Source organism: uncultured Friedmanniella sp. (assembly GCF_964244285.1).
Lineage (GTDB): Bacteria > Actinomycetota > Actinomycetes > Propionibacteriales > Propionibacteriaceae > Microlunatus.
Window position 1 is genome coordinate 1 of the sequence record NZ_CAXTHT010000014.1, and the last position, 19,557, is coordinate 19,557.

General features: G+C 71.0%; 19 protein-coding genes and 1 tRNA gene. 1 reads left to right on the forward strand and 19 read right to left on the reverse strand.

Translation table 11 applies throughout. From position 1 onward, the window contains the following. The 19 genes from atpD to lysA form a co-directional block, all read right to left on the reverse strand. The coding region (atpD, locus tag ACFE7W_RS19235) for a F0F1 ATP synthase subunit beta (protein WP_375426445.1) at window positions 1-1,275 on the reverse strand (1,275 nt) is incomplete at its 3' end. Window positions 1,276-1,282: 7 nt separating this feature from the next. Next, window positions 1,283-2,194 carry a F0F1 ATP synthase subunit gamma gene (locus tag ACFE7W_RS19240; protein WP_375426446.1) on the reverse strand — a complete coding sequence of 304 codons (912 nt, stop codon included), beginning with the start codon at window positions 2,192-2,194 and terminating at the stop codon, window positions 1,283-1,285. 1 nt (window position 2,195) lies between these two features. Next, on the reverse strand, window positions 2,196-3,833 hold the full coding sequence (atpA, locus tag ACFE7W_RS19245) for a F0F1 ATP synthase subunit alpha (RefSeq protein ID WP_375426447.1): 1,638 nt from the start codon (window positions 3,831-3,833) through the stop codon (window positions 2,196-2,198). 70 nt (window positions 3,834-3,903) lie between these two features. Continuing rightward, on the reverse strand, window positions 3,904-4,773 hold the full coding sequence (locus ACFE7W_RS19250; protein WP_375426448.1) for a F0F1 ATP synthase subunit delta: 870 nt from the start codon (window positions 4,771-4,773) through the stop codon (window positions 3,904-3,906). Continuing rightward, on the reverse strand, window positions 4,770-5,312 hold the full coding sequence (locus tag ACFE7W_RS19255; protein ID WP_375426492.1) for a F0F1 ATP synthase subunit B: 543 nt from the start codon (window positions 5,310-5,312) through the stop codon (window positions 4,770-4,772). The genes ACFE7W_RS19250 and ACFE7W_RS19255 overlap by 4 nt, the downstream gene beginning before the upstream one ends. A gap of 5 nt (window positions 5,313-5,317) precedes the next feature. After that, the gene (gene atpE, locus ACFE7W_RS19260; protein ID WP_375426449.1) at window positions 5,318-5,554 is read right to left on the reverse strand and encodes an ATP synthase F0 subunit C; all 237 of its coding nucleotides are present in this window, start codon (window positions 5,552-5,554) and stop codon (window positions 5,318-5,320) included. Window positions 5,555-5,601: 47 nt separating this feature from the next. Beyond that, window positions 5,602-6,393 carry a F0F1 ATP synthase subunit A gene (atpB, locus tag ACFE7W_RS19265; protein WP_375426450.1) on the reverse strand — a complete coding sequence of 264 codons (792 nt, stop codon included), beginning with the start codon at window positions 6,391-6,393 and terminating at the stop codon, window positions 5,602-5,604. Next, a complete protein-coding gene (locus tag ACFE7W_RS19270; protein WP_375426451.1) occupies window positions 6,390-6,686 on the reverse strand; it encodes an AtpZ/AtpI family protein in 297 nt (98 codons plus the stop codon). The genes atpB and ACFE7W_RS19270 overlap by 4 nt, the downstream gene beginning before the upstream one ends. A gap of 35 nt (window positions 6,687-6,721) precedes the next feature. Continuing rightward, complete coding sequence (locus ACFE7W_RS19275) at window positions 6,722-7,186, reverse strand: hypothetical protein (RefSeq protein ID WP_375426452.1); 465 nt, start codon at window positions 7,184-7,186, stop codon at window positions 6,722-6,724. Window positions 7,187-7,380: 194 nt separating this feature from the next. Then, window positions 7,381-8,511 (reverse strand): glycosyltransferase family 4 protein, encoded by a 1,131-nt coding sequence (locus ACFE7W_RS19280; RefSeq protein ID WP_375426453.1) that lies wholly within the window; start codon window positions 8,509-8,511, stop codon window positions 7,381-7,383. Continuing rightward, complete coding sequence (locus tag ACFE7W_RS19285; RefSeq protein WP_375426454.1) at window positions 8,512-9,372, reverse strand: L-threonylcarbamoyladenylate synthase; 861 nt, start codon at window positions 9,370-9,372, stop codon at window positions 8,512-8,514. It abuts the gene before it with no gap. A gap of 40 nt (window positions 9,373-9,412) precedes the next feature. Continuing rightward, window positions 9,413-10,285, reverse strand: coding sequence for a peptide chain release factor N(5)-glutamine methyltransferase (prmC, locus tag ACFE7W_RS19290; protein ID WP_375426455.1), 873 nt, complete (start codon window positions 10,283-10,285; stop codon window positions 9,413-9,415). Beyond that, entirely contained in the window at window positions 10,282-11,364 is a 1,083-nt protein-coding gene (gene prfA / locus ACFE7W_RS19295; protein WP_375426456.1) for a peptide chain release factor 1, read from the reverse strand. The genes prmC and prfA overlap by 4 nt, the downstream gene beginning before the upstream one ends. 128 nt (window positions 11,365-11,492) lie before the next feature. Beyond that, on the reverse strand, window positions 11,493-11,705 hold the full coding sequence (gene rpmE / locus ACFE7W_RS19300; protein WP_375426457.1) for a 50S ribosomal protein L31: 213 nt from the start codon (window positions 11,703-11,705) through the stop codon (window positions 11,493-11,495). Window positions 11,706-11,844: 139 nt separating this feature from the next. Continuing rightward, window positions 11,845-13,911, reverse strand: a complete 2,067-nt coding sequence (rho, locus tag ACFE7W_RS19305) for a transcription termination factor Rho (protein WP_375426493.1) — start codon at window positions 13,909-13,911, stop codon at window positions 11,845-11,847. 319 nt (window positions 13,912-14,230) lie between these two features. Further along, window positions 14,231-15,193: a homoserine kinase gene (thrB, locus tag ACFE7W_RS19310; RefSeq protein ID WP_375426458.1), complete on the reverse strand. Its 963-nt coding sequence runs from the start codon at window positions 15,191-15,193 to the stop codon at window positions 14,231-14,233. Continuing rightward, the gene (gene thrC / locus ACFE7W_RS19315) at window positions 15,180-16,262 is read right to left on the reverse strand and encodes a threonine synthase (protein WP_375426459.1); all 1,083 of its coding nucleotides are present in this window, start codon (window positions 16,260-16,262) and stop codon (window positions 15,180-15,182) included. Before thrC ends, thrB begins: the two co-directional genes overlap by 14 nt. Before the next feature lies 1 nt (window position 16,263). After that, window positions 16,264-17,661, reverse strand: coding sequence for a homoserine dehydrogenase (locus ACFE7W_RS19320; protein WP_375426494.1), 1,398 nt, complete (start codon window positions 17,659-17,661; stop codon window positions 16,264-16,266). Between the two features lie 124 nt (window positions 17,662-17,785). Continuing rightward, entirely contained in the window at window positions 17,786-19,186 is a 1,401-nt protein-coding gene (gene lysA / locus ACFE7W_RS19325; RefSeq protein WP_375426460.1) for a diaminopimelate decarboxylase, read from the reverse strand. A 216-nt stretch (window positions 19,187-19,402) separates the two neighbouring features. Here lysA and ACFE7W_RS19330 point away from each other — a divergent pair. Continuing rightward, window positions 19,403-19,477 (forward strand) — tRNA-Arg (locus ACFE7W_RS19330). Window positions 19,478-19,557: the final 80 nt, after the last annotated feature.

Sequence of the window (19,557 nt, forward strand, 5' to 3'; positions counted from 1 at the left end):
GTTCTGGCTGAGGAACTGCTGGATCCGGCGGGCCCGGTTGACGACGATCTTGTCCGTCTCGGAGAGCTCGTCGACGCCGAGGATGGCGATGATGTCCTGCAGCTCCTTGTTGCGCTGCAGGATCCCCTTGACCTCGGTCGCGGTGTCGTAGTGCGTCTGCCCGATGTACTGCGGGTCGAGGATGCGCGAGGTCGAGCTGAGCGGGTCCACGGCCGGGTAGAGACCTCGGGAGGCGATGTCGCGGGAGAGCTCGGTGGTGGCGTCCAGGTGCGCGAACGTCGTGGCCGGGGCCGGGTCGGTGTAGTCGTCGGCCGGCACGTAGATGGCCTGCATCGAGGTGATGGAGTGGCCGCGGGTGGAGGTGATCCGCTCCTGCAGCTGGCCCATCTCATCAGCCAGGTTGGGCTGGTAGCCCACCGCGGACGGCATCCGGCCGAGCAGGGTCGAGACCTCCGAGCCCGCCTGGGTGAACCGGAAGATGTTGTCGATGAAGAGCAGCACGTCCTGGTTCTGCACGTCACGGAAGTACTCCGCCATGGTCAGCGCCGACAGCGCCACCCGCAGCCGGGTCCCCGGCGGCTCGTCCATCTGGCCGAAGACGAGGGCGGTGTCCTTGAAGACGCCGGCCTCCTCCATCTCGTTGATCAGGTCGTTGCCCTCACGGGTCCGCTCCCCCACGCCGGCGAACACCGAGGTGCCACCGAAGTTGTGGGCGATCCGGTAGATCATCTCCTGGATCATCACGGTCTTGCCCACGCCGGCGCCGCCGAACAGGCCGATCTTGCCGCCCTGCACGTACGGGGTGAGCAGGTCCAGCACCTTGATGCCGGTCTCCAGCATCTCGGTCTTGGACTCGAGTGCGTCGAACTTGGGCGCGGAGCGGTGGATCGGCCAGCGTTCGGTGATCTCGATCGTCGACGGGTCGGCGTCGAGCACGTCGCCGGTCACGTTCCAGACGTGGCCCTTGGTGACGTCACCCACCGGCACCGAGATCGGGGCGCCCGTGTCGCGCACCTCGGCCCCGCGCTGCATGCCGTCGGTCGGTTTGAGCGCGATGCAGCGGACCATGTTGTCGCCGATGTGCAGGGCGACCTCCATGGTCATGGTGGTCGTGACGCCCTGGATGGTGGTGTCGACCTTCACGGCGTTCTGCAGGTCGGGCATGGTGTCGACCGGGAACTCCACGTCGACGACCGGACCGATCACGCGGGCGACGCGACCGACACCGCCTGAGGACTGCGTGCTGGCGGGGCGGTCGGAGATGGTTGTGGACATGGTTCCCTCACTCACTAGAGGCTCCTGCGTCGGCGAGCGCGCTCGCGCCGCTGACGATCTCGCTGATTTCCTGGGTGATCTCGGCCTGCCGGGCCTGGTTGGCCTGCCTGGTCAGGGTCTCGATCAACGACTGGGCGTTGTCCGTGGCGGACTTCATGGCCTTCTGCCGAGCGGCCAGCTCGGAGGCGGCCGCCTGCAGCAGGCAGTACTGGATCCGGCTGGCGACGTAGAGCGGCAACAGCTCGTCCAGCACGGTCGCGGCGTCTGGCTCGAACTCGTACAGCGGCAGCAGCTCGTCGGGTTCAGGTGTGTCCTCGCCCTCGACGACCTCCAGCGGCAGCAGCCGGATGACCTCCGGCGACTGGGTGAGCATCGAGACGAACCGGGTGTAGACGACGTGGATCTCGTCCACCCCGCCCTCCTCGGTCGGCGTCCGGAAGGCGGTGATCAGGGCGTCGGCGATCTCCCGGGCGTCGGCGTAGCTCGGCGCGTCGGAGAAGCCTTCCCACCTGGCGCTGACCTCACGGCGACGGAACTGGTAGAACGCGATCGCCTTGCGGCCGGCGAGGAACGGCAGCACCGTCTTGCCCTCGCCGCTCAGCAGGGTGGTCAGCTGCTCCCCCGCCTTGATCACCGAGGACGAGTAGGCCCCGGCCAGACCGCGGTCGGAGGTGATCAGCAGCACCGCGGCCCGGGTGGGGTTCTCGTGCTCGGTGGTCAGCGGGTGGTCCACGTTGGAGAACGTCGCCACGGCCGAGACCGCCCGGGTCAGCTCGCGGGAGAAGGGAGCGGCGTCGCGGGCCCGTTGCTGGGCCTTGATGATCCGCGACGCGGCGATCAGCTCCATCGCCCGGGTGATCTTCTTGGTCGTCGCGACGGAGTTCTTTCTCGACCTCAGCTCGCGGAGGGAGGCAGGCACGTCAGCTCCGCTTCTGCTTGACGATCTGCTCCTGGTCGACCTCGTCGGAGTCCATCGACTGGTGCTCCTCCCGACCCGCCAGCAGCTTGCCGTCGGAGGTCTGGAAGCTCTGCTTGAACGTCGCGATCTCGCTCGTCAGCGCAGCCTCGGTGTCATCGTCGAAGACTTTCGTCTCGCGGATGTTCGCCAGCACCGAGCCGTTGCGGCGCAGGTGCTCCAGCAGCTCCTGCTCGAAGCGCAGCACGTCGTCGGTGGGCACGTCGTCGAACTGGCCGTTGATGCCGGACCAGACGCTGACCACCTGCTCCTCCACGGGGTAGGGGCTGTACTGCGGCTGCTTGAGCAGCTCGACGAGCTTCGCGCCCCGGTCCAGCTGACGCCGCGACGTCGCGTCCAGGTCGGAGGCGAACATCGCGAACGCCTGCATGTCGCGGTACTGCGCCAGGTTGATCTTGAGCGAGCCGGAGACGTTCTTCATCGCCTTGATCTGCGCGGCGCCACCGACCCGGGAGACCGAGACGCCGACGTCGATGGCCGGCCGCTGGTTGGCGTTGAACAGGTCCGACTGCAGGAAGATCTGGCCGTCGGTGATCGAGATGACGTTGGTCGGGATGTAGGCCGACACGTCGTTGGCCTTGGTCTCGATGATCGGCAGGCCGGTCATCGAGCCGCCGCCCAGCTCTTTGGAGAGCTTGGCGCAACGCTCCAGCAGCCGCGAGTGCAGGTAGAAGACGTCTCCGGGGTAGGCCTCGCGGCCCGGCGGACGACGCAGCAGCAGCGACATCGCCCGGTAGGCCTCGGCCTGCTTGGTCAGGTCGTCGAACACGATCAGGACGTGCTTGCCCTGGTACATCCAGTGCTGGCCGATGGCCGAGCCGGTGTAGGGGGCGACATACTTGAAGCCGGCCGGGTCCGACGCCGGGGCGTGCACGATCGTCGTGTACGGCAGGGCGCCGGCCTCCTCGAGCGCACCGCGGATGCCCGCGACGGTGGAGCCCTTCTGGCCGATGGCGACGTAGATGCAGCGGACCTGCTGCTCCGGGTCGCCGGAGTCCCAGTTCGCCTTCTGGTTGATGATCGTGTCCAGGGCGATCGCGGACTTGCCGGTCTTGCGGTCACCGATGATCAGCTGGCGCTGGCCCCGGCCGATCGGGATCATCGCGTCGATGGCCTTGATGCCGGTCTGCAGCGGCTGCCGCACCTCCTGGCGGTCCATCACGCCGGCCGCCTGCAGCTCCAGCGCCCGACGCTCGGTCGCTCCCTCGATGTCGCCGAGGCCGTCGATCGGGATGCCCATGGCGTTGACGGTGCGACCGAGGTAGCCGTCCCCGACGGGGACGCCGAGGATGTCGCCGGTCCGGCGGACCGTCTGACCCTCCTCGATGCCCTCGGAGTCACCGAGCACGACGACGCCGATCTCGCGGACGTCGAGGTTCAGGGCGATCCCCTGGGTGCCGTTCTCGAACTCCAGCAGCTCGTTGGCCATCGCTGAGGGCAGCCCCTCGACCCGGGCGATGCCGTCGCCCGAGGTGACGACCGTGCCCACCTCTTCGCGGCTCGAGGTGTCCGGGGTGTAGTTCTGGACGAAGCGGTCCAGCGCGTCCCGGATCTCTTCGGGGCGGATGGTCAGTTCTGCCATCGGAGTGCCTGCTCTCGTATCTGAATGCGTTGGTTGCGTGTGCTGTTGGTCGTGTCTGGTCTGGCCGGCGTCAGCCGAAGAGCCGTCGGGCCGACTCGAGCCGGCCGGCGACGGTACCCTCGATGACCTCGTCGCCCAGCTCCACCCGGACGCCACCGAGGACGTCGCTGTCGAGGACTTCCTGCAGGGCGACGTCACGGCCGACCTGGCGCCGGAGGGCCGCCTGCAGCCGCGAACGCTGGTCGGTGGTGAGCGGCCGGGCGACCCGGACGGTGGCCACCACGCGGTTCTTCTGGGCCGCGGCAAGCGCGACGAAACCCTCGATCGTGTGGGCGAAGGTCCGCTCCCGTGCGGCCACGGCGCGTGCGGCCAGGACCACCGTGGACGGGTTCGCCCGGTCGGTGAGCAGATCGGCGACCAGCTGCCGACGACCGGCCAGGTCGACGCCGCGGTCGCTCAACGCGTCCCGCACCTCGGGCGTGGACTCGACCACCCGGGCGAAGCGGAAGAGCTCGTCCTCGGTCTCCTCGAGGTTGCCGTCGCGGTCGGCCACGAGCAGCTGGGCCCGGACCGCCTGCCGCTCCAGGGCTGCGGCCAGCGTCCGGCCACCGCCCCAGCGCATGGTGACGGCCTCGACCACCACCTGCACCGCCAGCTTGGACACCCGGCCGTCGAGCAGCCGGTGGATCAGCTGCTGACGTCCGGTCTCGGACACGCCGGGATCGGTCAGGGCGCGCCGCAGGGTGACCGAGGAGTCGAGCGCGTCGACCACGGCGAACAGGTCGCCCGGCAGTGCGCTGACGTCGCCCGCGCTGGGTGCCCGGGTGACGACGGAGGCCACGGTGGCCAGAACGCCGTCCTCCGTGCTGCGCGCACTGGCGACGCCCCTGTCCAGGACCTCGTCCAGCGCCTCCAACCGGGCTTCGCTGCCTGCGCTCATGGCCGCCCTGCTGGCTGGCTGTCGGCCGACCCCTCGAGGTCGGAGCGCTCCAGGTCGGCCAGAAAGCGGTCGACCGTGCGCCGGGCCCGCTCGTCGTCGTCGAGGGACTCCCCGACGATGCGACCGGCCAGGGTGGTGGCCAGGCCGCCGACCTCGCTGCGCAGCGAGACCAGCACCTGCGCCCGCTCAGCCTCGAGCTGGGCCTGGGCGGACTCGCGGATCCGGGCAGCCTCGGTCTGGGCCTGCTCCCGCATCTCGGCGAGGATCTGCGAGCCCTGGGTCTTGGCATCCTCGCGGATGCGAGCCGCCTCGGACCGGGCGTCGGCCAGCTGGTCGGTGTACTGCTGCAACGCAGCAGCCGCTGCCTCCTGGGCGCGCTCGGCTTTCTCGATGCCGCCCTGGATCGCCTCGGTGCGGGCGGCGTAGGTCGCCTCGAAGAGCGGCACCACGTACTTGGTGATGATGAACGTGAGGATGCCCACGAACACCACCGCCGCGATCACCTCGGGCAGCTCCGGCAGCAGCGGGTTCTCCGCCATCGGGGTCACGGCTGGCCGACGAACCCAAAGACGAAGGCCAGCGCGATGCCGATGATGGCCAGCGCCTCGGTCAGGGCGAAGCCGATGAAGGCGGTGCTCAGCATCGCACCGCGGGCTTCGGGCTGGCGGGCGGTGCCGTTGATGACGGCGGCGAAGATCAGGCCGACGCCGATACCCGGGCCGATGGCGCCAAGGCCGTAGCCGACGATACCGAGCGAGCCGACGAGCTCCATGGGAGTCATCTGTTGGTTCCTTTCGTGTCCCGCAGGGCTGCGGATCTGGGGTGCGGTCAGTGCTCGTCGGCGGTCGCCGACGAGATGTACTGGGCGGTGAGAACGGTGAAGATGTAGGCCTGCAGGATCTGCACGAAGAGCTCGAGCCCGAAGATCGCCATGCTGAAGATCCAAGACGCGACGCCGGCGACCTTGTTGATCAGGGGAGCGCTGTGCAGCACCAGGTACTCCCCGCCCAGCACGAACACCAGCACCAACAGGTGACCGGCGAACATGTTGGCGAAGAGCCGGAGCGACAGGGTGAGCGGGCGGACCAGGATGTTGGAGAGGAACTCCAGCGGGATGACCAGGATCAGCATCGGCCCAGGGACCCCCGAGGGGATCGTGGCGTGCTTGAGGTAGCCGCCGAACCCGAACTTGCGGATCCCGATCGCGTTGTAGAGCACCCACACCATCGCCGTCAGGCCGTAGGCCCAGCCCACATGGGACGCGGTCGGCAGCAAGGTCAGCGGGAAGATGCCCCAGAGGTTGTTGACCAGGATGAAGGAGAACAGGGCGATCAGGAAGGGGAGGTACTTGCGGTAGTCGTGGCCGATCATGTCCCGGCCGACGGAGTTGCGCAGGAACATGTACGCGGACTCGCCGACGAACTGGCCCTTGCTCGGCACCAGCGCCCGCTTGCGCGCCATCACGAGCCAGAAGGCCAGCACCAGACCGAAGCCCACGAGCGCCTGCAACAGGTACCGGTCGAACCAGGGCAGGCCGTCGAACAGCGGCGGAAAGGCAAAGCTCTCCGTGCTCGGCGGGGTGTAGCCCTCCATCGGGATCAGGCCGGTCAAGCCGCTCACGAGCTCCCCTTCTCGGTCGTCTGCTGCTCGGTGGTCGGCCGGGCGGCGTCGTCCGTCAGCGCCTCGGCCCCGAACTGCTTGATGATCATGTAGATGGCCAGCCCTGCGCCGAGAACGAGCCCGACCGGTAGCAGGACGTGGGTACCGAGCCAGTGGTCCGCGGCCCAGCCGATCCCGCCGTACAGAGCGACCCCGGCGATCAGGTACGACAGCACCCTCATGCCCTGGTTCATCTCGGCCGAGGCCACGTCGGCGGCAGGCGTCGATGGCTCCGCTTCGCGACTCTGGCTCATGGTCCTGCTCACGCTAGCAGTCCGGGGCGGGGCGCTCACGCGGCGTCGTCCGCTCCGGCCGGGGCGGCGTACTCGGCGTCGTAGACCCCGATCCGCAGCCGGGCGAAGACCCATACCTCGGCCACCAGCCAGCCGACCACGACCGCCACCGTGGTCAGGAAGACCACGGTCGGGACCAGGGCCGCGAAGGCGGTGGCGTGCCGGGAGTAGACCAGCAGCACCAGGCCCAGGACCAGGACACGCGTGGTGTAGCTGCACAGGGCGACGCTCAGCAGCAGCCTCGCCCCGGCGTCGGCGAACAGGACCATCACGTACTGGCCGAGCCCGTAGAAGAAGAGCACCATCGCCGCGGCGACTGCGGCCGACGCGAGCCCGGCCGACCCGTAGCCGAGGCCGAAGCCGACCAGGGCGAGGATCGCGGCCACCACGCCGCCGACCGCCCCGCCGAGCAGCAGCTTGCGGGCTCGTCGGACGTGAACGCTGGGACCCTCGGCAGGCATCGCTGCGTGCTCGGGGCGGCTGTCCACGGTCATCGGGGTGCGCGTCCTGTTCGTGATCGGTCAGTTGGCCAGGTCACCTGCTCCGGAAGGCCGGGGCGGGACGTGAAGGTCTGTGAACCCTAGCATCGCGGACAGGGGCGGGGCGCCGCCGCCACGCCTGCCCGGACCCGCGGGGAGCGCTCGGGGACCGTGGGTCAGGGAAGCTCGCCGCGGCCCACCGGCGAGCGTGCCCCCAACGGCCGGCCGAGCGTGGCCAGCAGCAGCACGACGGCCAGGAGGCCGACCACCGCGACCACGGTCCACTGGGCGTCGCCCCGGACCAGACCTAGCGCGATCACCCCGAACGAGACCAGCGCCGACCAGATGTACATCAGCAGCACGGCCCGGCGCTGGCTGTGCCCCCGCTCGAGCAGCCGGTGGTGCAGGTGCTGCTTGTCCGCCACGAACCACCAGCGGCCCGCGTAGGTCCGCCGGACGAAGGCCAGCACGAGGTCGAGGAAGGGCAGGGCCAGGATCGCCACGGGCAGCACCAGAGGCAGGAGGGCCGGGATCAGCCCGCCGTTGGAGTCCTGCAATTGTGAGGTGTCGATCTGGCCGGTGAGGCTGATGGTGGAGGTCGCGAGCAGCAGCCCGAGCAGCATCGCCCCCGAGTCGCCCATGAACATCCGGGCCGGGAAGAAGTTGTGCGGCAGGAAGCCGAGGCAGGCCCCGGCGATCGCCACCGTGACCAGGCTGGACGTGGTCGCACGGGTGAGACCCTCGTTGACGGTCAGGAAGTAGGAGTAGGCGAAGAACGCGCACGCCCCGATCCCGACGACGCCGGTCGCCAGCCCGTCCAGGCCGTCGACGAAGTTGACCGCGTTGGAGCAGAGCACGATGAAGAAGACGGTGATCGCCACCGAGGCAGAGTTGTCGAGCACGATGGTCTCCCCCGGCAGCGCGATCCAGAACATCTTGACCCCGAACGCCACCGCCAGACCGGCCGCGAGCACCTGCCCGGCGAACTTGGTCAGCGCCGACAGGTCGTAGAGGTCGTCGAGCACCCCGACCGCGCTGATCACCAGGGCCGCCACCAGGACGCCGCGCGAGTCGGCCTGCATCAGCGGGTCGCGGCCGAGGAAGGGCAGGTGCCAGGCCAGCAGGACCGCCGCCGCCACCCCGGCCAGCATGGCCACTCCGCCGAAGTAGGGCATCTCGATCGTGTGCACGTCCCGGTCGCGCACCTTGGCCAGGGCGCCCATCCGCAGCGCCAGCCGTCGGCAGAGCCCGCTGCTGAGGTAGGTGACCGACGCCGCCACCAGCAGCACCAGGAGGTACTCGCGCACTCAGTCCCCCGGGCGCTCGGGGGTGTCGGTGGCCTCCGGCGCGGGCTTCGGCTCGGGCTCGGACTCCGGTTCGGGCTCCGGCTCGGGTTCCGGCTCCACCAGGTCGATCAGGTCGGGCAGGGTCTCGCGGAGCAGGGCCACGTCCAGCGCACCATGGCGCAGCACCTCGCCCTCCTCGTGCCGGCTGAAGTCGACGATGGTCGAGGGCAGTCCGCCGGAGGCCGACAGCGGGCCACCGTCCAGGTAGACGCTGACCCCGTCGCCGAGCTGCTCGACCGCGTCGTCGCAGGTCAGGGCCGCCGGCCGACCGCTCAGGTTGGCGCTGCTCACCGCCATCGGGCCCGTCCGGCGTAGCACCTCGCGGGTGAGCTCGTGGTCGGGGACGCGGAGCGCGATGGTGCCGCCGGTCTCACCCAGGTCCATCCGCAGGCTGGGCTGGATGGTGCAGATCACCGTCAGCGGACCGGGCCAGTGCCGCGCCACGAGGTCCTTCGCCTGCTCGGGCACGTCACTGGCGAGAGCGCGGATCAGGCTGGCGTCACCGATCAGTACCGGTGGCGGCATGTCGCGACCCCGCTGCTTGGCGTCCAGCAGCCGCTGGACCGCGTCGCCGTTGAAGGCGTCGGCTCCGATGCCGTAGACGGTGTCGGTGGGCAGCACCACGCACGCGCCGGCGTCGACGGCGGCCCGGGCCGCTTCCACACCGGCGGCGCGGTCCTCGCTTCCGGACGTGCAGTCGAACCGCTCGTAGATCTGGTCGGCCACGTCGGTGCCGAGGTCCTCGAACCCGTCGACCGGCTCGGGCTCGTCGAACGCGTCGTCCGAGTCGTCCGCGCGGTCGTTCTCGAAGGCCTCGCTCACGCGGTCCATCCTGCCAGAGGAGTTCGCGCCGCCCGGCCGTTCAGCTCCGCGCCGCCGGACGCCGGACCGCCGTGACGAAGCGGGGACGACCCGTCAGGTCGGTGTGGTCCCGGACGGCGCTGAAGCCGCCGCTCGCGGCGACCACGGCGGGCGCCGACTCGCCCTGGACGTCGGCGTGCTCGAAGCAGAGCAGGCCGCCGGGCTTGAGCAGCCGGGCCGCCGTCCGGACCAGGACCCGGATCGCGTCCAGGCCGTCCTCGCCGGAGAACAGGGCCAGCGCCGGGTCGTGGTCGCGCACCTCCGGCGCGACCGACTCGTACGCGTCGAGCGGGATGTAGGGCGGGTTGGCGATCACCAGGTCGACCAGGCCGTCGAGCTCGGGCAGCGCGTCGGCCATGTCGCCGACGTGCACCTCGACCGCGGTGTCGCGCAGGTTGCGCAGGGCCCAGGTGGCGGCGTCCTCGCTCAGCTCGACCGCGTGCAGCTGCACGCGACGGGGCAGCTCGTCGTACAGGGCCTTCGCGATGGCGCCCGAGCCGGTGCACAGCTCGACGACCAACGGCCGCTGCATCCGCAACGCCATCGGCCGCAGCTGCTCGATGGCCCAACCGGTCATCACCTCGGTCTCCGGCCGGGGCACGAAGACGCCGTGACCGACGGCCAGCTCGACGTGGCGGAAGTAGGCGCGCCCGGTCAGGTGCTGCAGTGGGGTCCGGACGGCCCGGAGGATCACCATCGACTCGAACAGCTCGACCTGGGCGTCGCTCACCTCGTCCAGCAGCGGCAGCCTGGCCACCTCGATGTCACAGACCAGGCTGAGCAGCACCCGCGCGTCCTGCTCCGGGCTTTCCACGCCGGCGTCGCGCAGCTCGGCGACGGCGCGGGCGAGCAGGGGTCGTACGGGCGAGGTCACCCGACCGGCTCGCCGACCTGGGACAGCCGCTCAGCGGTGTCCGCCTCCTGCAGGGCGGTCAGCACCGCACCGAGGTCGCCGTTCAGGACCGAGTCCAGGTTGTAGGCCTTGAAGCCGATCCGGTGGTCGGAGATCCGGTTCTCGGCGTAGTTGTAGGTGCGGATCCGCTCCGAGCGGTCGACGGTCCGGACCTGGCTGCGGCGCGCGGCCGACGCGTCCTGGGCCGCCTGCTCCTCGGCCGCCGCGATCAGCCGCGAGCGCAGCATCCGCATGGCCTGCTCACGGTTCTGCAGCTGCGAGCGCTCGTTCTGGCACGAGACGACGATGTTGGTGGGCAGGTGGGTGATCCGGACGGCAGAGTCGGTGGTGTTGACGCCCTGGCCGCCCGGACCGGAGGAGCGGAAGACGTCGATACGCAGGTCGTTCTCGTCGATCTCGACCTCGGTCTGGTCGACCTCGGGCATCACCAGGACACCCGCGGCGGACGTGTGGACGCGGCCCTGGGACTCCGTCACCGGCACCCGCTGCACCCGGTGCACACCGCCCTCGAACTTGAGCACGCCGTACGGCATGGCGTCCGGCTCGCCCATCGAGGGCGCCTTGACCGCCGCGGTCACCGAGCGGTAGCCGCCGAGGTCGGTCTCCTGGGCGTCCAGCACCTCGACCTTCCAGCCGCGGCTCTCGGCGTAGCGGGTGTACATCTTGAGCAGGTCGCCGGCGAACAGCGCGGACTCCTCGCCACCCTCACCGGACTTGATCTCCACCAGCGCGTCGGCGGAGTCGTTCGGGTCCCGGGGCGCCAGCAGCCGGGTCAGCCGCTCCACGACCGGGACGAGCTGGGTCTCCAGGACCTCGGCCTCGGCGGCGAAGCCCGGGTCGTCGTCGGCCAGCTCGCGCGCGGCGGCCAAGTCGTCGCTCAGCCGGGTGTACTCCGCCATCGCCTTGACGATGGGGGTCAGCTCGGCGTAGCGACGACCGACCCGGCGGGAGCGGGCCACGTCGGCGTGGATGCTCGGGTCCCCGAGCTCGGCCTCGAGTGCCGCGAACTCACCCAGCAGCGGACCAGCAGCCTCAAACACCATGCTCTCCCGACTTGTCAGAACTGAGGTGTCCCCTGGGGCAACTCAGTTCTGACAAGTCGGCCTGGGTGTGGGGACGTGCAAAGCGCCGGGAGCCGAGGTGACCTCGGTTCCCGGCGCCTGTGGTGCTACTTGGCGACCTTGGCGTACCGCTTCTGGAAGCGGGCCACGCGGCCACCGGTGTCCAGGATCTTCTGCTTGCCCGTGTAGAACGGGTGGCAGGCCGAGCAGACGTCCGCCCGGATGATGCCGTTGGCGTTCGTGCTGCGCGTGGTGAACGTGTTGCCGCAGGTACAGGTGACCTGGGTCTCCACGTAGGTGGGGTGGGCGTTGGCCTTCATCGGTTCTCCTTTTCGTGTGCCGGGTCGTCACGCGAGTCGCGTCCTCGACGGGAACCGGCAGCAAGGGTTCAGTGTGCCGCAGGAGGTCCCACGGTCACAAATGCTCCAACCGGGGATCCCCCGCGTTTAGTCCCGGCGATCAGGCCGGGATGTTCTTCGTGATGGCCATCAGGAACTCCCCGTTGGACTGGGTCTTGCGCAGCCGGTCGAGCAGCATCTCCAGGCCCTGCAGGTTGTCCAGACCGCCGATCACCCGGCGCAGCTTCCAGACGATCGACAGCTCCTCGCGGCTCATCAGCAGCTCCTCGCGGCGGGTACTCGAGGCGTCCACGTCGATGGCCGGGAAGATGCGCTTCTCGGAGAACTCCCGGCGCAGCCGCAGCTCCATGTTGCCCGTGCCCTTGAACTCCTCGAAGATCACCTCGTCCATCTTGGAGCCGGTCTCGATCAGCGCGGTGGCGAGGATGGTCAGCGAGCCGCCGCCCTCGATGTTGCGCGCGGCACCGAAGAACTTCTTCGGCGGGTAGAGCGCGGCGGAGTCGACACCACCGGAGAGGATCCGGCCGCTGGCCGGGGCCGCGATGTTGTACGCCCGGCCCAGCCGGGTGATGCCGTCGAGCAGCACCACCACGTCGCGGCCGGCCTCGACCAGGCGCTTGGCCCGCTCGATGGCCAGCTCGGCGACCGTGGTGTGGTCGCTGGCCGGCCGGTCGAAGGTCGAGGCGATGACCTCCCCCTGGACGGCCCGCTGGAAGTCGGTGACCTCCTCGGGACGCTCGTCGACCAGCACGACCATGAGGTGCACCTCGGGGTTGTTCTGGTGGATCGCGTTGGCGATGGACTGCATGATCATCGTCTTGCCGGCCTTGGACGGGGAGACGATCAGCCCGCGCTGGCCCTTGCCCACCGGACAGACGAGATCGATGATCCGGCCGGTCAGGTTGGTAGGCGTCGTCTCCATCTTCAGCCGGTCCTGCGGGTACAGCGGCGTCAGCTTGGCGAACTCGACCCGGTTCTTGGCCAGCTCCGGGTCGGCACCGTTGACGGTCTCGAGCTTGATCAACGGGTTGGACTTGGACGGCTTGCCGGTGGTGTTCTGCTCGCCCTCCTTCTGCGCCCGGACGGAACCGGTGACGACGTCGCCCTTGCGCAGGCCGTACTTCCGGATCATGGCCAGGGTGACGTAGGCGTCCTCCGGGGCGGGCAGGTAGCCGGACGTGCGGACGAAGCCGTAGCTGTCGAGCACGTCCAGGATCCCGCGGGCCGGGACGAGGACGTCGTCGTCGGAGACCACCGGGTCGGACTCGTAGCGCTCCATCCCCCCGCCGGTGCCGTTGCGGCCGGTGCGCCGGTTCTGCCGGTCCCGGCTGCGACGGCGGCGCCCACGACGGCCGCCCTGGTCGTCGTCCCAGTCGTTCCCGTTGCGCTGGTCGTTCCCGTTGCGCTGGTCGTTCCCGTTGCGCTGGTCGTTGCCGTTGCGGTCGTTGCGGTTCTGGTCGCCGCCGTTGCGCTGGTCGTTGCGGTTCTGGTCGTTGCCGTTGCCGTTGCGGTTCTGGTCGCCACCGTTGCGCTGGTCGTTGCGGTTCTGGTCGCCACCGTTGCGCTGCTCGCCGTTCTGGCGGGCGCCCTGGTCACCACCGCGACCGTTCTGGTCGCCGCTGCGCTGAGCCTGCTCGCCGTTCTGGCGGCCGTTCTGCTCGCGCTGCTGGGAGTCGCGGCCCTGCTCGCGGCGTCGAGAACGACGCTCACCCTGGTCGCCACCCTCGCCGGCGTCACCGGACTCGGCCGGGGCGTCGGCACCGTTCTGCTCCCCGTGCTGCCGCGCCTCGGGGGCGGTCCCAGTACGGGCCGGCTCGGTACGGGCGGTCTCCTCGACCCGGGCGATCTCCTCGCGCGGGGCACGCTGCAGGTCGTCCAGGGCTGCGGCTACATCGGCCGGGGCGCCGTTGCCGCGGTTCGACTGCTCGGCGGGGGCTCCGGTCCGACGGGACGTGCGCCGCTCCCCGTTACCGGCACCGGCCTGGCCGGTGGAGCCGCCCTGGGCCGACTGGATGGCCTCGATCAGCTGGCCCTTGCGCATCGCGCCGGTGCCCTTGAGTCCCAGGGAGCCGGCGAGCTGCTTGAGCTCGGGCAGCACCATGGCGTCCAGCCCCGAGCCCTTGCGCCTGCGAGCAGCGGCGCCATCGGTCGGCGGCGCGCTCGTCATTTCGGCGATGTCAGTCAAGATGTTTCCTTTCGGATCGGGCGTGTGCCCATCCAGGTCCCGAGATGCGTCGATCCGGGGCGGTAGTTCTGAGTTTCGCGTCACGTCATGGCGACGTGTCGTGGAAGGAGATGGCGGGGACCTGTCGGGAAGAGCTGATCCGCGCCGCGCCTGCCTCTGCGGCGAATGCCTGGCCGGGAACCGTTACCTCTGACTCGTCGTGACGTCCTTGTGGTTCTCTGGCCAATGCGGCAAAGAAAGGCTAGCACTGCTGCTGAGGTTTTCGTCCACCTCGGCCGCTGGTGTCCTCCGAGGGTGAGGGTCAGCCGTCGACGCGGGCCTCAGCGGCCCCCGTCCCGATGCCGACCTCGACCCGGCGGAAGCCGGGCACGTCGACCAGGCCGGCCACCCGGTCACGGCGCTCGAGCACCAGCACGGTCGGGCCGGCGCCGCTGATCACGGCGGCCCGTCCCTGCGCCCGCAGGCTGGTCATCAGGGCCCACGAGCCCGGCATCGCCGGCTCCCGGTAGTCCTGGTGCAGCCAGTCGGCGGTGGCGTCCAGCAGCCGGTCTGGGGCGGCCGACAGCGCGTGCACGAGCAACCCGGACCGCCCGCTGTTCTGGGCCGCGTCGCGGTGCGGAACGGTCGGTGGCAGCAGACCGCGCGCCGCTGTGGTGGCCACGGCCGTGTCGGGGATGTAGACCGACGCCGTCACGTCGGGGTGGACCGGGACGACCGCCACGTCCAGGCCCGCCGTACCGGCGTAGGCGAGGGTGAAGCCGCCGTAGATCGCGGCCGCCACGTTGTCGGGGTGACCCTCGACCTCGTTGGCGTGCTGCAGGAGCCAACGCCGGCGGACCCCCGTTTCTTCCCCGGGGCGGACCAGGGCCACGGCAGCCAGCAGCCCGGCGACGATGGCGGCTGAGGAGGAGCCCAGCCCACGGCCGTGCGGGATGGTGTTGTGGCAGCGCAGCCTGAGCCCGGGCACCGTCGCTCCGAGGTCGGCCAGTCCCCGGACGGCCGAGCGCAGGATCAGGTGGCTGTCGTCGCGCGGCACCTGGTCGGCGCCCTCACCCGTCACGTCGACGAGGTAACCGCCGCCGGTGACCCCGATCTCGACCTGCTCACGCCAGGACAGGGCCAGGCCGAAGCAGTCGAAGCCCGGACCCAGGTTGGCGCTGGTGGCCGGCACCTCGACGGTGACGCTGCGCCCGGGCTCCAGCCGGTGCATCCCGGCCGGGGCCAGGTCAGCGGCGGTCGGGGCGGCGGGGTCAGCGGAGGCCACAGACCTCGGCCACCGCCGTCAGGTCGGCCGACACGACGTCGGTCTGCAGCGGGGTGCGGCGCGCCAGCGCGGTGTCGACGTCCTTGAGGCCGTGGCCGGTGACCGTCACGGCGATCTGCTGACCGGGGTCGAGCCCGCCGCGCTCGTGCATCAGCAGCAGGCCCGCGACCCCGGCCGCGGACGCCGGCTCGACGAAGATGCCCTCGCGACTGGCCAGGTAGGCCTGCGCGTCGAGGATCTGCTCGTCGGTGACGGCCTCGATCAGGCCGCCCGACTCGTCCCGGGCGGCAAGGGCGAGATGCGCCGAGGCCGGGTTGCCGATCCTGATCGCGCTGGCCACCGTCTCGGGGGCGAGCACCCGCCGGCCCAGGACCAGCGGAGCCGCGCCGGCGGCCTGGAAGCCCCACATCCGCGGCGTGCGGGTGGCGTGACCGGCGGCGGCGTACTGGCGGTAGCCGCGCCAGTACGCGGAGATGTTGCCGGCGTTGCCGACCGGCATCACGTGCAGGTCAGGCGCGTCACCGAGGTCGTCGACGACCTCGAACGCGGCCGTCTTCTGGCCCTCGAGGCGGAAGTCGTTGACCGAGTTGACCAGGGCGACGGGGTAGCTGTCGGCCAGCTGGCGGGCCAGGTCCAGACAGTCGTCGAAGTTGCCGTCCACCTGCACGACCTGGCCGCCGTGCACGATGGCCTGAGCCAGCTTGCCGGCGGCGATCCGGCCGGCCGGCAGCAGCACGATCGGCAGCATCCCGGCCCGGGAGGCGTAGGCGGCAGCGCTGGCGGAGGTGTTGCCCGTCGAGGCGCAGACCACGGCCTTCGCGCCCTCGGCGGCCGCGGCGGTGACGGCCACGGTCATCCCGCGGTCCTTGAACGAGCCGGTCGGGTTGGCCCCCTCGACCTTGACCCAGACCGAGCAGCCCAGCCGTTCGGACAGGGCACCGGCCTCGACCAGGGGCGTGCTGCCCTCGCCGAGGGAGACCACCGGGTCGTCGGTGCCCACCGGCAGCCAGTCGCGGTAGCGGGCGATCAGTCCGCGGGCGGGTCTCAGCTTCACGGCGGCCTCGGCCATGTCATTCACCTTCCACTCGCATCACGCTGGTCACGTCGCGCACGACGTCGAGCTCCCGTAACGAGGCCACGGTGGCGCTGAGCGCGGCGTCGCTGGCCCGGTGCGTGACGATGACCAGCGAGGCCTCGGCGCCCCGGCCGTTCTGCCGGACCGTCTGGATCGAGACGTCGTGCTCGGCGAAGACCTGAGCGATCCGGGCGAGCACCCCGGCCACGTCGGCCACCTCGAGCGACAGGTGGTAACGGGTCGTCACCGCGCCGATGTCGGCCACGGGCCGGGCGGCGTAGCTGGACTCCCCCGGTCCGACGGCGCCCCGGACGCGGTTGCGGGCCACCGTCACGAGGTCGCCGAGAACCGCGCTCGCGGTCGGCGAGCCGCCGGCCCCCGGGCCGTAGAACATCAGCCGACCGGCCGATCGTGACTCCACGAACACGGCGTTGTAGGCGCCGCCGACCGAGGCGAGGGGGTGGCTGCGCGGGATCATCGCCGGGTGCACCCGGACCGAGACGCTGCGGTCGCGGCTGGGGCTGGGGTCGGCAGCGTCGGTGGGGTCGGGGTCGGAGAGCTCGCAGATGGCGAGCAGCTTGACCACGCAGCCGATGGCCCGCGCCGAGGCGATGTCGGAGGAGGTGACCTCGGTGATCCCCTCGCGGTAGACGTCGGCTGCCGTCACCCGGGTGTGGAAGGCGAGGCTGGCCAGGATCGCGGCCTTCGCGGCGGCGTCGAAACCTTCGACGTCGGCGGTCGGGTCCGCCTCGGCGTAGCCCAGCTCCTGCGCCTCGGCCAGCGTCTCGCCGAAGCCGGCGCCGTCGGTGTCCATCTTGTCGAGGATGAAGTTGGTGGTGCCGTTCACGATGCCGGTAACGGCCGTGATCTCGTCCCCGACCAGCGACTCGCGCAGGGGTCGGATGATCGGGATGGCACCGGCGACCGCCGCCTCGAAGTACAGATCCGCCTGAGCCCGCTCGGCCGCGGCGTACAGGGTGGCCCCGTCCTCGGCCAGCAACGCCTTGTTGGCGGTCACGACCGAGGCGCCGTGCGCGAGGGCGGTGAGGATGAGCGAGCGGGCCGGCTCGATGCCGCCGATCACCTCGATCACCAGGTCCACGTCGGACCGGGCCACGAGCGCCGCGGCGTCGGTGGTGAACAGGGCCGGGTCGATGCCGGGGCGGCTGCGGTGCGGGCGGCGGACGGCGATCCCGACGAGCTCCAGCGGACGGCCGACGCGGGCGCGGAGGTCCACGGCCTGCTCGGTGAGCAACCTGGCCACCTCGGAGCCGACGACCCCACAACCCAGCAGAGCCACCCGCAGCGGCACCGCGGACAGGTTCGCCGGACCGGCCACCGGGGCCGCGTCGGGCACCGGCGCGGCCGGCGGGGCGCTGGCCACGGTCGTCATGCTCACGAGTTCCTTCCGGCTGTGTTGCGCCGGCAGGGGCTGGCGGCGACTCATTCTCTCCCATCGCACCCGAGGGGACGACCAATCTGTCCGTTCTGTGGCACACCCGCGGGAGCAGCCAGGGTCAGCCCACGTCGAGGGCCAGCAGGTCCTCGATGGTCTCCCGTCGTACCAGGGTGCAGACCTCACCGTCGCGGACCGCCACCACCGGTGGCCGCGGCACGTGGTTGTAGTTGCTGGCCATCGAGCGGCTGTAGGCGCCCGAAGCCGGCACCGCGACCAGGTCGCCGGGCGCGACGTCGGCGGGCAGGAACTCGTCGCGGACCAGGATGTCGCCGCCCTCGCAGTGCCGGCCGACCACCCGGGCGATGGCCGGCGGGGCGTCGGAGCGCCGGTTGGCCACCGTGGCGGAGTACTCGGCGGCGTACAGGGCCGTCCGGATGTTGTCGCTCATCCCGCCGTCGACGGCGACGTAGAGCCGGCTGGTGCCACCGTCCAGCAGCACCTGCTTGACCGTGCCCACGCGGTAGAGCGCGAAGGCGCTGGGCCCGCTGATCGCCCGGCCGGGCTCGATGGAGAGGTGCGGCACGGCGACCCCGAGCGCCGCGCACTCGGCCTCGATGATGCCCCGTAACGCCGTGGCCAGGGCCTGCGGCGTCGACGGGGTGTCCGCGCTGGTGTAGGCGATGCCGAAGCCGCCGCCGAGGTCGAGCTCGGGCAGCTCGGTGCCGGTCGACCGGGCGAAGTCGGCGTGCAGCCGCAGGGTGCGACGGGCCGCGACCTCGAAGCCGTCCGGCTCGAAGATCTGGGAACCGATGTGGGAGTGGATGCCCACCAGGTCGAGCCACTCGGCCCCGGCGCAGGCCGCGAGCGCGGCCGCTGCCTGACCGCCGGCGATGGAGAAGCCGAACTTCTGGTCCTCGTGGGCGGTGGCGATGTACTCGTGGGTGTGGGCCTCGACCCCGGTGGTGACCCGGACCATCACCCGGGCCCGGATGCCGAGCTCGCCCGCCAGCGCCTCGAGCCGGGCGATCTCGTCGAAGGAGTCGACGATGATCCGGCCGACGCCGGCACTCAGCCCCTGGCGCAGCTCGGCGACGCTCTTGTTGTTGCCGTGCAGGCCCACCCGCCGGAGGTCGACGCCGGCGCGCTGGGCGACCGCGAGCTCGCCGCCGGTGCAGACGTCGATCCCGAGCCCTTCCTCGCTCACCCAGCGGGCGACGGCGGTGCAGAGGAACGACTTCGCGGCGTAGTAGACCTCCCAGCCCGCGAACGCCTCGGCGAAGGCCCGTGCCCGCGCCCGCAGATCGACCTCGTCCACCACGTACACGGGGGTGCCGACCTGCTCGGCGAGGTCGAGGACGCTCATGCCGCCCACCTGCAGCACCCCGTCGGCGTCCTTGCTCACGGTCTGGCTCCACAGCCGGGGCAGCAGGGCGTTCACGTCCTCGGGCACGGCGAGCCAGCCGGGGGCGCGCGAGGTCGCGTCGGCGTGGATGGAGCCCGCGACGTGGGTGTGGGTCACGCGTCGAGGATCCCAGACGGCCGAAGCGATCCCCGTCGGCGCCATCGGCTGGACACCCGTCCCACGCATCGACCGTCCTGCGCCTTGTGAGGGTGACGTTGCGTCCGCTCGAGCGGAGGCAAGCTCACCCTGGACACGCAACGTGCGGCGCGGGGCTGTCGGACTGGTACATTTCTCTTCGGCCCAGACGGGCTGACGGCCGGTTCGACCGGCCCGGCCCCCGTAGCTCAGGGGATAGAGCACCGCCCTCCGGAGGCGGTGGCGCAGGTTCGAATCCTGCCGGGGGCGCCAGCAGGACCAGGGTTCAGATCGGGCCCGACAGCCCGGGCCGGGCCGGGCCGCGGTGGTACATTCGCCGGGTTCTGCCGCCG